This is a genomic window from Paenibacillus sp. Root52 (assembly GCF_001426865.1).
Lineage (GTDB): Bacteria > Bacillota > Bacilli > Paenibacillales > Paenibacillaceae > Paenibacillus.
Map to the genome: position 1 here is coordinate 945,891 of NZ_LMFO01000001.1, position 12,840 is coordinate 958,730.

Below are 12,840 nucleotides of genomic sequence, written 5' to 3' on the forward strand. Positions count from 1 at the left end.
TAATCCTCCCCATATTGTGTAATGAATAACATAATTCATTTTATTCTTCACATGGTGGACTATGATTGACACAGGTAAAGACGCACACAATTTCACCTCCTCATACGGGTATATCTCTCTAGCTTCATTAATGCTTCGACGCTAAAACCCATAGGAATCATTATGGATATATTCCAGTATATTCATATTAAATCTAGCTGTACACTATTTGTCGAAAAAAACAAAAAAAGCAAACAAAGACTTCTGGAAGAGATCTGATTCTACTTCCTTCAGAACACATCCGAGAGTCTTTGCTTGCTTTAGCAGATATTAACCTATATCTTAGATTGTTTCTTCTTCATTGCCTCATATAACTCCTCATTAGTCAGGTGATTCTCAAAATTCGTGATCAATATGACCTTTTTGTCCTCAGGCGCATATAACACTTCTCGCTGCCACATGAAGAAATGTGGACCGTCACCGATATTTCTCACAACACCCATCAGTATACCTAACCAGTAGGCGGTTTGCTTTACATCCGTCAGGCAGTCATTCTGATAGAATCCTCTCCACTTGCCATGTTCTCGGTCGATCATGCTCTGGTGTGCAGATTCATAAGCTTCCTTGGCTCTACCTAGTTGATAAAATGCATTCATGTAATCTTGTTGCTCATAGTGAGTGTAAGCTTCACATAACGCGAGCCCACCCTCAGCAAAGTCAGCATACATCTGGTACTGCAAACCAATGCTGTCATCTAGAAGGACTTTTGCCGTAATTTCGTTTCTGACATCAGCAGTCTTACTCAACATACGACGATAGCTCTCAAGCGCTTCTCTACATTTTCCCGCATACCACTGAATTTGCTGCGCAAAGTTGTCCTTATCACACGCCCAATTCATGCCTTGCACGGGAGATAAGGTATCAGCCTTCAACCATTGTGACACGAACTGGCGTGTGCTGTAATTGTAAAACTGATCTCCACAACCCTCATCCGCATGTTTCCCATACCTTGGGGCACAATCAGCATACTTGCGATATAGTTCTGCAATTCCACGATGCTCTCCCTCATAATAGGCTCTTACATAACGCTCTGGATAGGTTGAATGATCTAAGTCCCCGTTAGACCATATCTCAGCGATCGCTTGCAAGACATATACATGTGGCTTAACGTTGGAACAATTCACGATCAGGAAGTCATTGACACCTCGTTCTCGTGCATGAACAAGCTCATCCCTAACCATTGTTAATGAATTCGGTAACATCGTCATATGGCTTGCTGCCTGTAGATCATAGAATGAGGCATGATAATACACACCGTGAGAATCGTGCTTCTTATCTTCAGCGGGAAGTGCCTCAGTTCGTGAGTCAACCGCATGTTGTCTTCTGGCAACCATTTTACCGTACCCATTGTCGCCCCATATTTTGATGGTGTCCTCAGGAATGGTTAGGTAGCCCTTCTGGTATAAATCAACCATTTCGCCATATAAATTCGTACAAAACACAGGATTGTCCACCGATTTCCTCACTATAGTGCGCTGTTCTTCCATAATTGAAGCAATCAATCGTCCTCTGCTCTCATCCGTCTCGTAACGTTCGTCATCTAACCAAAATGGTCGATCTCCCTGCCCCCGGAAACCAATGTTCCAGATCACCTTCTTGTCAGCCTGCTTCTGTACCCCTTGCTCCCACAGCGCTCGGAACAGATCGGGATGTTCATCAAATGAAGGATTCAGATCCGGGTAAGCTCTCAGGAACATATCTGCGCCCAGGGGTTCTGCGTGATGATGTGTAATCCACAGTCCCATATCTGTGGCCAGTTCACTGTATTTCTTCGAATTATGATCCGTACCCGGAATAACCATGTTACCACCTAGGCGTAACAATGCTTCCATGACCATGAACCACGGTTCCTCTGTGCTTCCATTCAACGTCCAATGATTAATCAACACCTCATCGTTAACAAACCACCCACGGTAACGATAAGCAGCTGGGGTCGATTCCATGGTGGACGTCTCGATCTCTATGTAAGGCACCTGTTGCAACACTTGATCATTCCAAAACCAGAACGGCTGAATTCCAAGGAATGTATAGCTCAATTCATTCAGTGCATAGATGCAGCCTAAGCTATCAGAGGCTTGAATGGTGAGCGTGTCGTGATCAATATCAATCATATAAGCTTCCTCTTGTACGTTGCTGTTCTTTTTCAAATAGATGTCACCCGTCGTAACTTCTATATCCCGGGTTGTACTTAATGTAATTTCAAGATCACGATAGAACCTCTGAATTGCAAGCTGAATGGGTTTCGTATCTAACTCTGAATGAATCTTGGTATCCGACGATAAAATAAACATAAGTACCCTCCAGTATAGAATGAATAACATTTCGTAATAACGCTTTCATTTCTCTGTTTCTTGAATCTGATTCATTAATCCACTTCACATCTCATACTATCGTTTCCCCATCAAACCATCAACTAGGACATATCCATAATTTCAATTAGAAGTTCTTAGGACATGCTCACTATAAATGAAAAAAAGTCGCCATAAGGCGACTCTCTAACTACATGCTGAAGAATGATACTCCGTTTCATAAAAGCTTAGGTGAAGCCGTATCCTTACTATCCGTTTGCTTCTTTTGAATAATGATATTCCGTATTCTCTTTACCAGAGTCATCTAGTCCTGGCTCAACATGAACATGTACAGTGTACACATCGTATTCTCTAAACATTTCATCCTCTACATTCGTTGAGATGTCATGCGCTGTCTGAATATCCATGTCCGCACGAACGACGATAACCACATCCACCACCGCATTGTTTCCATAACTACGTGCTCGTAGATCTCTAACTTCGTCTACACCGTCTACATTCGAAATCGTATCTCGATAAGCAACAATCAACGCTTCGTCGAATCCATCTGTCAGATGATGTGTGGCTTCACGGAAGATTCCCCATGCCGTTTTGCAGATAAGCAGGCCTACAAGCACAGCCGTCAAAGGATCAAGCCATGGCAAGCCAAACTGAGAACCAACAATACCGATCACCGTTCCAACACTGACCCAAGCATCCGAAATATTATCCTTCGCTGCCGCCATGACAGCCTGACTCTTGATTTTCAGGGCTAGTCTCTTATTGTACCTGTAGACAAAATACATCACCGCAGCACATATGATGCCTGTCCAAGCTGCAATGAGATCAGGAGATTCACTTTTCCCTTCGAATATGGAGGATGCTGCTTCGTACAACACCTGAAGACCTACAACCATCATGATAAATGAGGCCACTAGCGAGGCTACGGTCTCAGCTTTCCAGTGACCATACGTATGATCATTATCTGCCGGCCGTTGAGCCAGTCTCAATCCGACCAACACGGCTATAGAGGCAACAATATCTGTGGCATTATTTAAACCATCGGCTTTTAGAGCCTCAGAGTTAGATGTATATCCAATAACCATCTTGATTGCAGTCAGACATATGTAAGCAATAATACTGATGATTGCGCCCTTTTCTCCCAATTTTAAATTGTCATACTTCACCTGATCCATCTTTTTTTGAATCCTCCTGATTCCGCATCTTCTCGTTCGCTGTATGATCTTATCACTCGCATATTGTGTGGGTCTAGAGAAACGTTTTGAATCGAGTGAAACTTAATCTGACTGCCGAAAAATTGTGATAGAGGTCAAAATAAATTGGACGAGGTCAACTTTTAACGCAATGTTGATCCTGGATATTGAACTTCTTTCGTAAAAATAAAAAAAGCAGTGGGAACCACATCTGTGGTTTGCCACTGCTTGATAAGAATATCTTTTCGTACAGAAGATAGTAATTAGATTAGTCAATTAGAAAGTTATAATTACAAAATTCCAATTAAGACAGCTCAGTCAAAGATTCTCTTGTGAAGGGGATTAGATCATCTATACGGCCTTCTTGGATTTTCTTAGCCCATGCAGGATCAACCAGAAGCGCACGTCCAACAGCAACCAAGTCGAACTCATTGTTCTGAAGGCGTTGAACCAAACCATCGATACCGACGTTGCCAGCTCCTTTACCTTCTGTGAACAAACTTGTGAAATCCCCGTCAAGACCAATCGATCCCACGGTAATGGTTGGTTTTCCAGTGAGCTTTTTCGTCCATCCAGCAAAATTCAGTTCAGAACCTTCGAATTCTGGCTCCCAGAAACGACGTGTAGAGCAGTGGAAAATATCAACACCAGCTTGAACTAGCGGTGCTAGAAGCTGTTCCAGCAATGCGGGAGTTTCAGCAAGCTTGGCTTGATAATCATCTGACTTCCACTGGGATAAACGAAGCACGATCGGGAATTCTGGTCCTACAGCTTCGCGGCAAGCCTCAATGACTTCAACCGCAAAACGTGTGCGGGACATCATATCTCCACCGTAACGGTCTGTGCGTGAATTAGTTTTCTCATATAAGAACTGGTCAATCAGGTAGCCATGTGCTCCATGAAGCTCGATGCCATCAAATCCAAGACGTTTGGCTTCAGTAGCAGCCTCTGCGAATTCATGAACAATTGTAGCAATGTCTGCTTCTGTATAGTCGTTCACATGACCTTTGGCTCCCATGTGCCAGATCTGAGGAATAATTCGACCACCCGCTTCGTGTACCTCAGATACAACCTGAGCCCAACCTTTCAATGCATCTTCCCCATAGAAGTGAGGTACATTCGCCTGGTTGGATGCATCCGGGTGATTAATAATCGTTCCTTCGGTCACGATCAACCCTACTGCATTCTCTGCTCTACGGCGGTAATATCCTGCAACGTTCTCACCTGGAATTCCATCCGGGGAAAATTGGCGAGTCATCGGTGCCATTACAATTCGATTGGATAACTTCAACGTTCCGATCTCAATAGGTTGGAACAACGCTTCTACGGTTTGAGAATGATTCATGATTACCTCCACATATTCGTTTTTATTTTGACTACACAGTCAAGAATGAAGTAAAAAAAAGATCAAGCAACGATCATGCCAAATGACGTCCGCAGAACCGTCTCGATCTCTTCACGGGATGAACCCGATTTACCCATAACCCTCACACCGGCTATGGTGTTGTTAAGATAAGCAGCAAGCTCATGACTGGTGAAACGACTAGATATTAATTGCTGCTCTTGACCCTTTAGGATAATCTTCTCTAGAAGCTCTCGGCTCTCTTCAAACATGAGTTCAATCTGTTGCGCAACCTGTTCATCCTCTACTCCGAATTCAAGTGAAGCATTCATCATCAGGCAGCCTTGGCAGCTCACTTCATGCTCTAATAAAGAATGACGAATCGCATCTAGCTGGTCAAGAGGAGACGAGTGCGAAGACTCAATCTCTTTCAACTTGGCAATAGCCTGTTCGCGGTATAGCGCTAGCGCCTTCAAAAATAAAGAACGTTTGTCGCTGAACACACAGTACAAGCTCTGTTTCTTGACACCTGTCGTACGAGTGAGGTCCTCATAGGAGGTCGCTCGGTACCCTTGGCGCCAAAACACTTCCATAGACTGCTGTAATACCACATCAGCATCAAATTCTCTTGGTCTACTCATGTGTCTAATTTATCAATTCTTGACTACGCAGTCAAGTACTTAACAACTATTGTATAATCATGCCTAACAAACCAACAAAGGTAGATGCCTGATATGGCGAGATCACACAGCCTTTCAGATTCTCGATATCCACACCTATTGAATCAAAATCACAAGTACTCAGGTTAACACCATTCAGCTTGGTACCATGCATCATTGCTTGATCCATCTTACAACGGCTAAGTTCAAGTTGCTCAGAGACCAGATAGCTAAGGTCTGTACTGATGAGCGAGCACTCTTCCCATGCAACGTGCTTCATGTTAGAAAATCGGAAATTCGCATAATCTATCAGGCTGTTGGAGAAGCCAACATTTTTCAACCGACTATCTGAGAAATCGGTTCCGATGAGTTTACAATTTTTCCAATGCGCACGGTGAATGAAGGCATTCGCGAGATTAACATTAGAGAAATCACAATTCTCAAAGATCACATCTGTAAATTCACAATGCTCTAAGCTGGATTCCGATATAATGACGTTTTTGAACCAAACCTTCTCGAAGGAAACCTTTGTCGCCTCCTGATTGGCGAGTGTCATATGTTCAAACCGTTTGTGGTCATATTCTGATTTGGATGTCAAAAAGTGAACCGTCTCATCATCAAGTAAATGCTCTTGAATATGGGGAACTTCGATTGTCATTATTACCTCCCTGACTATTGAATTTATTAAAGATTTACGAAGTTAACTTGATCCACAACGCTAGATATGATTCTTTGTAGATCATGTTGGTTTCCTGTTTAATCTGCGTAGCTACCCGATCGGCAACGATACTCTTGAACAGCCTTGTTATTTTCTTCAATTCCTTCACCCAACTTTCCTTCTTCGACAAAATAATAACCTGAACATTAGTATGCCGAACAAAGGGTTAGTAAAGGTATCTTGTTCCTCTTAAATCATTGCCTAATCCTATCAATGCTACTATTACTGTAGTCCATTATCACATATAATAAAGCCTGACAAAAGTGCAAGGAGGATTCAAATGCCCGAAAGAAATCTAGAGCAGCAACACATAGAACTGACCGAGATGATTAAACGTCACACCCTTCTAAAGGGTTCCGTTAAAACGATCATTCCTTCGCTTTTCTTCTTTCACTATTCCAAACTGACGGAGCCTGAGTACCGCGTGTACAACCCTTCGTTCTGTATCATCGCCCAGGGAAAGAAGGAAATTTTGCTCGCACAGGAGAGATTCGAATACAGTCCTTCTAATTATCTCTTAGCTTCCATGAATCTACCCGTCGTGGGTCAAGTGATCAAAGCATCACCTGAGATGCCTTACCTCAGTCTCAAATTGGAATTTACACCGAATCAAATTCTAGAAGTACTAAATGAATGTGATCTGAAAGTAAAACCAACTGAAAACGCGAGACGTGCCTTGTTTGTAGGTCAGATGGAAGCCTCCATTCATGATGCCGTTATTCGTCTGGTTCGTCTGCTGGATACGCCGGAAGAAATTCCGTTTCTCGCTCCGCTATACACGAAAGAGATCTTGTATCGGCTTCTGCGGGGTTCGTATGGGAACGAATTAGCGCAGATTGCCGTTGAAGATAGCAGTACCTATCGGATCAGAGAGTCCATTGAATATATAATTCGCCATTGGGAGCAATCTTTTCGAATCGAAGACCTTGCAGAGAAAGCCCGCATGAGCGTTTCTTCGTTCCATCGCCACTTCAAAGAAATTACAGCGATGAGCCCCATTCAGTTCCAGAAACAAATGCGATTACAGGAAGCACGTCGAATCCTGTTAGCTGAATCGACGGATGCTGCTGATGTGGCCTATCGAGTTGGTTACGAGAGCGCCTCGCAGTTTAGTCGCGAATACTCCCGAATGTTCGGTTCACCGCCGAGAGCGGATATCAAAAAGCTAAGAGAAAAATACGATCTAATTGGGAACGATGTGTAGGATCAAACTTTAGACTATATTGGGTCTATATTCGGACTATTGTTCGATCTATAGCTCACAGTTCTTAGTTCGTGTCCTATTGTTAAAACTTTAGACAAGAAAAAAACCGCGCATTATGCGCGGTTTGGTCATTTGATCACATGATCATTTATGCATCTATTCACACATTCATTTAAACTCATATCATTTGTACTCATATGAATTGTACTCATGCTCAAACTTATGATTGGCTATATTGCACTTGGTGAAGCCGACTGTAAATGCCTCCGGCTGCAACAAGCTCCTGATGACTCCCCTGCTCCGCGATCCCATCTTCGTTCACAACGATGATGCGATCCGCATTTTGAATCGTAGTTAATCGATGCGCAATAACAAGGGTTGTTCTGCCTACTGACAGCTCAGCCAGAGATTTCTGAATCAACGCTTCCGTCTCCGTATCTAGTGCAGAGGTTGCTTCGTCCAGAATAAGAATCGGTGGATTCTTCAGGAACATACGCGCGATGGACAGGCGTTGTTTCTGTCCTCCCGACAGCTTGACTCCTCGCTCACCAATGACGGTGTCCATGCCATCCGGAAGACTTCGAATGAGTTCTTCCAAGGAAGCACGACGCGCTGCATCCCAGATCTGATCATCCGTTGCAGATAGATCACCGTACGCAATATTTTCCTTAATGGTACCCGAGAAAAGGAAAACATCTTGCTGTACAATCCCGATCTGTCTACGTAACGATTCCAACTTCACCTCTCGAATATCCGTCCCATCTACGGTGATTCGTCCTTCCTGTACCTCATAGAAGCGTGGAAGCAAGCTACAGATGGTAGTTTTCCCCGCACCGGAAGGCCCAACGAATGCAACGGTCTCCCCTGGTTTGACAGTAAGGCTAATGTCGTTAAGTATTCGGCGGCTGTCCTCATAACCAAACGAAACATGCTCGAAGCGAATATTACCACGGACATCGGTTAATTCGACGGCATTTTTGGAGTCTGCAATCTCGGGTTCAGTATCGATAATCTCCAGGTAACGTTTGAATCCTGCAATACCCTTCGGATAACTCTCAATGACAGCATTAATCTTCTCAATTGGACGGAAGAAAATATTCGATAGCAACAAGAATGCCATGAATTCACCCATATTAATTTTGCCTTCAATGAAGAACCAAGCACCGCACACCATAACAAACACTGTAACCAATCGCATCAGCATATAACTCACCGAAATGCTTTTTGCCATCGTTTTGTACGCCAGCAGCTTGGTCTTACGGAAGTTCTCGTTATCTACCGAAAAGAGTTTCTTCTCATGCTCTTCATTGGCAAATGATTGTACAACACGAATGCCACCAACGTTATCTTCAATACGAGCATTAAAATTACCTACATCACCGAATAGGCGTCGATAGGTCTTCGTCATACGTCCACCAAATACAATGATAATCCATCCCATGAACGGGATAATAATAAACGTTAATAGCGCAAGCTCCAGATTAATATACGCCATAAGTGAGAATGAGCCGATTAAGGTCATAATTGCGATAAATACATCTTCTGGACCATGGTGAGCAACCTCCCCAATATCATTCAGATCGTTCGTGAGATGACCAATGAGATGACCTGTCTTACGATTATCGAAGAACCGGAAGGAAAGCTTCTGTAAATGAGCAAACATTTTGGCACGCATGTTGGTCTCAATATTAATTCCTAACATATGTCCCCAATAGGTAACAACATAGTTCAGGACGGTATTTAATGCGTAAATCGCAAGTAATGCGATTGATGCAAGTAAGATCAAAGGCCAATCCTGTCCTGGCAACAGATCATTAATAAATTTACTCACGGCTAGCGGAAAAGCTAGTTCGAGAAGACCCGCAACGACCGCACAACCAAAGTCGATCATAAACAGTTTCTTATACGGGCGGTAATACGAGAAAAAACGACGAATCATTCTTAGTCACTCTCCAAATCCTTAGTGTTACTAGCATGTTCTTCTTCAAGTTCGAAGAGATGAATATACTCATCAATCACCTGATCCATAGCCTTCAGCTCGCCGCTGATTACAGGACGAATATGCTCGAACTCTTCTTGTGTCAGTTGTCTAGCCAGTGTAGTCCGATGATTCTGCATTTGCTCAAGAAACAGCAGGACTCTGCCTCTGCGAAACGTTTGGGCACCACCACCACCTCGACCACCAAATGGCTTACCTTGTCCTCCACCACGTCCAGGCCGTTCACCATGACGTTCTCCTTCGCCCCTGCTACGACCAGAACGCTCATTTAGAACCCCTTCTCTACCTCGTCCATCGTTGCGTCGATCTTTCATATCACAACACTCCTCTAGGTATGTATACAATCGCATACGCCAATGTATACAATCGTATACAAACAGCAAGGAACTGTCAACCTATTTATTCCATATATTTTCAATACTAACTTAGCTTTAATGTAATAGCATACATCACATGCTCTTTCAATATTCCGTTGACTACGATGGATTGAACCCCTATTTGTCTGAATCCTGCTTTCTCAAGAACCCTGATCGAGCCTATATTATCCGGTAAGGCACCTGCTTCCAGGCGCTCAATGCCTACTTTGTGCAACGCAAAATCAAATAATAGCTGCAGCGCTTCGCTCATGTAGCCTTGACCATTATGATGTTGGTCTAGGACATAACCTACAATCCATTTTTTGGCCAAGTTCAGCTCTATTTCGAACATGGAAACTTCACCAATGAGCTCATCCGTGGAACGTAGGAAAATGCCAAAAGAATATCTTGTTCCATCCTCCCTAGCCTGCACCCACTTCTCCAATAGCGCTACTTGACCTTCCAACGTATAGAAAGCCTCTGTTCGTTCACTAGCCGTTATCTTTTCAAAGACCTCCCGGTTTCTTATCTGTAAATTCAACATATCTCGCGCATCTTCCACACTTAATAATCGAATGTAGATTCGCTGCCCATCATACCTCTTCATATCCAGTCACCTCTTCATCATTTAAATCAGCATGTTACAAGAAAAAGTCGCCTGTTGGCGACTTTCCCAGTCTCACAAATTAATCACCCAGCAACGCTAATTCCTCGTCCAGCTCCGCCAAACGTTTACGAATGGTTTCAATCACTGTCTGTTGCTGAGCAATCTCATCCATTAGCTGAATTTCCACTTCTTCGTATACCTCTCGATCCTGTGATGCTGAAGCACGATGTTGTTCGAGCTGTTGCTTTTTCACCTCTATAACTTCTTCGGCTTCCTTCAAATGCTCCTCCGTCTGACCGATCTGATACTCCAAATAAGTTATATCAGACGAAGCAGCGGCGTGAGTGGATCGCTGTGAATACGTCATAGTTCACCTCATTTCACAGTTCATTACGGTTGAGTTATCTCAGCTTATGATGAAATAGGCTCCACTGCATGATCAAGCCTATAAGGCTCAATATCGATGTCCAGCTCCATATCCAGTGCTAATTTGGCTAATTGATTGCCGATGAATGGCCCCATTGTTAGTCCCGATGCGCCAAGCCCATTGGCTGCGATAATGCCTGACCATCCAGGGACTTCACCAAGCACGGGAAGGAATCCCGGCGTGAACGGTCTGAAGCCAACACGGACTTCATCAAAGGTACTATCAGCTAACCCAGGTGCCAGCTCTAGCCCTTTGTGCAAAATTTCCTGCATCCCACCTGGTGTTACTCTTGTATCGTATCCTACAATTTCGTTCTCATGTGTAGCACCAATAACAACCTTCTGTTGGTCAAATGTAAGCAAATACTGATCCGTAGGCGGCATGACAACAGGCCATTTGCCCGCATCATGATGATCAGCGGCCTGTAAATGCATAATCTGTGCCTTCTGGAAGCTGACTTTGAATTCCATGCCCAATGGTCTTAATATCGATTGTGCCCATGCGCCTGCACAGACAACGACCGTATCCGCTATTAGATCTTGTCCATTCACATGCACGCCGCTTACGCGTGTTCCCTCGTACAAGAGAGAAGCATCTCCTTCGATTAGAACTGCACCATGTCTCTGTGCAGATCGAATCATTGCATCCCGAAGTGCACGTCCATCTATTCGCGCAGCTCCGCTAATATAAAGGGAGTGATAGCCTTGTTCGAGCAGCGGAAAGTTCGCAAGAGTCTCTGCCTCATCCATTCGAATGATATCTCCGATCTCTGGTGCATCTACCTTTCGCTGCTGTGCCCGTTCTTCCATCTTGTGAATTTTCTCTATATCCCGATGGATGCTGAGAGCTCCAACTCTCGCATAGCCCGTTTCCGTTTCCCCTTCACGTTCTAAATCTTCAATTAAGCCAGGATAAAAACGAGCTCCAGCCTTGGCAAGCTGGTACCAGGCTTGATTACGCCGTTGAGATAACCAAGGACAGATGATACCAGCAGCGGCATCCGTTGCTTGCCCTGCATCCTTTCGGTCAACGATATGTACGTCTGCTCCTAATTTAGCCAGTTGATAAGCAGTCGCTGCACCAAGTATGCCTGAACCTACTATGATAACTTTCTTCATTATTACATTCCCTTCCTAGATCACTTCACTCATTATAACTATATTAAATCCTTGTAGCTATGCGACCGAATCAGCGAGAATTGCTTCGCTAGAAAATGTGGCGAATATGGCATATCTGAACGAAGCCACGCGACAATTGTACCAATTAACGCAGAAGACCCATACCAGATAGCGATTTCCTTATGAATGCCTACATTAGCAAGCGGGCTATGGCTTTCCATTTTTTCGATTTTGGCTGTAACCAGCTTGCTTAATAACTTTAATAACCCTTCAGTAAAGATCGGTGTTCGCTTGGAAGCAAGTACAACTTTATAAAACTTTGAATTCTCAGCAAAATGCTCAAGCAATTTGACGAGCACCGGCCATGGTTCATCCTCATTTGCTTCATTCTCAAATAGAGCACCGTGATCTTGAACGATTCCTTCAATCTGTTCAATCATCTCGTCAGCCATCTTCTCCATCATATCTGTGATATCACGATAATGAAGATAAAAGGTTACCCGGTTAATGGTTGCTCGTTCTGCTATGCGATTAACAGATAACTTCTCAATATCCATCTCTTGCAACAAATCAACAAAGGCATCGCGTATGAGCTGTCTCGTTCTCAGAATACGAGGATCTGTAGGTGTAGACAACTTCTTGTCCTGTCTCATCATCATCAAACCTCCTTCAATTTTTAACATTACAATTTTGAATAATGAGTCGTTTATGTCCGAAATACACAACAGATATGGGAATTGTGTAAAATAAGCAACGGTTATGCCCCAATTCGTAAATTGTAATCTGTGTGAATATGTATATAATTCAATAAATACAATGTAAACTATACAACACATTGTAAATTTAGTCGATGTGCTGATTGAAAGGAT

General features: G+C 43.5%; 13 protein-coding genes. 1 reads left to right on the plus strand and 12 read right to left on the minus strand.

Features of this window, described 5'->3' with window-relative positions; genetic code table 11:
• Positions 1 to 314: 314 nt before the first annotated feature.
• From ASD24_RS04165 to ASD24_RS30905, 6 genes are all read right to left on the minus strand, one after another.
• The gene (locus ASD24_RS04165; protein ID WP_056691907.1) at positions 315 to 2,330 is read right to left on the minus strand and encodes a glycosyl hydrolase 115 family protein; all 2,016 of its coding nucleotides are present in this window, start codon (positions 2,328 to 2,330) and stop codon (positions 315 to 317) included.
• 266 nt (positions 2,331 to 2,596) lie between these two features.
• On the minus strand, positions 2,597 to 3,523 hold the full coding sequence (locus tag ASD24_RS04170; RefSeq protein WP_056691910.1) for a cation diffusion facilitator family transporter: 927 nt from the start codon (positions 3,521 to 3,523) through the stop codon (positions 2,597 to 2,599).
• A 322-nt stretch (positions 3,524 to 3,845) separates the two neighbouring features.
• On the minus strand, positions 3,846 to 4,886 hold the full coding sequence (locus ASD24_RS04175; protein WP_200956124.1) for an NADH:flavin oxidoreductase: 1,041 nt from the start codon (positions 4,884 to 4,886) through the stop codon (positions 3,846 to 3,848).
• A gap of 62 nt (positions 4,887 to 4,948) precedes the next feature.
• Positions 4,949 to 5,524 carry a TetR/AcrR family transcriptional regulator gene (locus tag ASD24_RS04180; protein ID WP_056691913.1) on the minus strand — a complete coding sequence of 192 codons (576 nt, stop codon included), beginning with the start codon at positions 5,522 to 5,524 and terminating at the stop codon, positions 4,949 to 4,951.
• Between the two features lie 46 nt (positions 5,525 to 5,570).
• A complete protein-coding gene (locus tag ASD24_RS04185) occupies positions 5,571 to 6,200 on the minus strand; it encodes a pentapeptide repeat-containing protein (protein WP_056691916.1) in 630 nt (209 codons plus the stop codon).
• A gap of 34 nt (positions 6,201 to 6,234) precedes the next feature.
• Entirely contained in the window at positions 6,235 to 6,390 is a 156-nt protein-coding gene (locus ASD24_RS30905; RefSeq protein ID WP_235540340.1) for a hypothetical protein, read from the minus strand.
• Between the two features lie 150 nt (positions 6,391 to 6,540).
• On the opposite strand from ASD24_RS30905, the gene ASD24_RS04190 reads away from it, so the two are divergent.
• The gene (locus tag ASD24_RS04190; RefSeq protein ID WP_056691919.1) at positions 6,541 to 7,464 is read left to right on the plus strand and encodes an AraC family transcriptional regulator; all 924 of its coding nucleotides are present in this window, start codon (positions 6,541 to 6,543) and stop codon (positions 7,462 to 7,464) included.
• A gap of 220 nt (positions 7,465 to 7,684) precedes the next feature.
• Here the strand turns inward: ASD24_RS04190 and ASD24_RS04195 are convergent, their stop codons facing one another.
• The 6 genes from ASD24_RS04195 to ASD24_RS04220 all read right to left on the minus strand — a co-directional run bounded on the left by ASD24_RS04195 (position 7,685) and on the right by ASD24_RS04220 (position 12,654).
• Complete coding sequence (locus tag ASD24_RS04195) at positions 7,685 to 9,403, minus strand: ABC transporter ATP-binding protein (protein ID WP_056691922.1); 1,719 nt, start codon at positions 9,401 to 9,403, stop codon at positions 7,685 to 7,687.
• 2 nt (positions 9,404 to 9,405) lie between these two features.
• The gene (locus tag ASD24_RS29840) at positions 9,406 to 9,777 is read right to left on the minus strand and encodes a hypothetical protein (protein ID WP_082560259.1); all 372 of its coding nucleotides are present in this window, start codon (positions 9,775 to 9,777) and stop codon (positions 9,406 to 9,408) included.
• Positions 9,778 to 9,883: 106 nt separating this feature from the next.
• Positions 9,884 to 10,426: a GNAT family N-acetyltransferase gene (locus ASD24_RS04205; protein ID WP_056691926.1), complete on the minus strand. Its 543-nt coding sequence runs from the start codon at positions 10,424 to 10,426 to the stop codon at positions 9,884 to 9,886.
• Between the two features lie 79 nt (positions 10,427 to 10,505).
• Positions 10,506 to 10,793, minus strand: coding sequence for a hypothetical protein (locus tag ASD24_RS04210; RefSeq protein WP_056691930.1), 288 nt, complete (start codon positions 10,791 to 10,793; stop codon positions 10,506 to 10,508).
• A gap of 44 nt (positions 10,794 to 10,837) precedes the next feature.
• Positions 10,838 to 11,971 (minus strand): NAD(P)/FAD-dependent oxidoreductase, encoded by a 1,134-nt coding sequence (locus ASD24_RS04215; protein WP_056691934.1) that lies wholly within the window; start codon positions 11,969 to 11,971, stop codon positions 10,838 to 10,840.
• 38 nt (positions 11,972 to 12,009) lie between these two features.
• Positions 12,010 to 12,654, minus strand: a complete 645-nt coding sequence (locus tag ASD24_RS04220; protein ID WP_442952577.1) for a TetR/AcrR family transcriptional regulator — start codon at positions 12,652 to 12,654, stop codon at positions 12,010 to 12,012.
• Between the last annotated feature and the right edge of the window lie 186 nt (positions 12,655 to 12,840).

Excerpts from the sequence above, each read along its gene's own strand:
- ASD24_RS04165 (WP_056691907.1), bottom strand. The coding sequence starts at position 2,330 with ATGTTTATTTTATCGTCGGATACCAAGATTCATTCAGAGTTAGATACG.
- ASD24_RS04170 (WP_056691910.1), bottom strand. The coding sequence starts at position 3,523 with ATGGATCAGGTGAAGTATGACAATTTAAAATTGGGAGAAAAGGGCGCA.
- ASD24_RS04175 (WP_200956124.1), bottom strand. The coding sequence starts at position 4,886 with ATGAATCATTCTCAAACCGTAGAAGCGTTGTTCCAACCTATTGAGATC.
- ASD24_RS04180 (WP_056691913.1), bottom strand. The coding sequence starts at position 5,524 with ATGAGTAGACCAAGAGAATTTGATGCTGATGTGGTATTACAGCAGTCT.
- ASD24_RS04185 (WP_056691916.1), bottom strand. The coding sequence starts at position 6,200 with ATGACAATCGAAGTTCCCCATATTCAAGAGCATTTACTTGATGATGAG.
- ASD24_RS04190 (WP_056691919.1), top strand. The coding sequence starts at position 6,541 with ATGCCCGAAAGAAATCTAGAGCAGCAACACATAGAACTGACCGAGATG.
- ASD24_RS04195 (WP_056691922.1), bottom strand. The coding sequence starts at position 9,403 with ATGATTCGTCGTTTTTTCTCGTATTACCGCCCGTATAAGAAACTGTTT.
- ASD24_RS29840 (WP_082560259.1), bottom strand. The coding sequence starts at position 9,777 with ATGAAAGATCGACGCAACGATGGACGAGGTAGAGAAGGGGTTCTAAAT.
- ASD24_RS04205 (WP_056691926.1), bottom strand. The coding sequence starts at position 10,426 with ATGAAGAGGTATGATGGGCAGCGAATCTACATTCGATTATTAAGTGTG.
- ASD24_RS04210 (WP_056691930.1), bottom strand. The coding sequence starts at position 10,793 with ATGACGTATTCACAGCGATCCACTCACGCCGCTGCTTCGTCTGATATA.
- ASD24_RS04215 (WP_056691934.1), bottom strand. The coding sequence starts at position 11,971 with ATGAAGAAAGTTATCATAGTAGGTTCAGGCATACTTGGTGCAGCGACT.
- ASD24_RS04220 (WP_442952577.1), bottom strand. The coding sequence starts at position 12,654 with ATGTTAAAAATTGAAGGAGGTTTGATGATGATGAGACAGGACAAGAAG.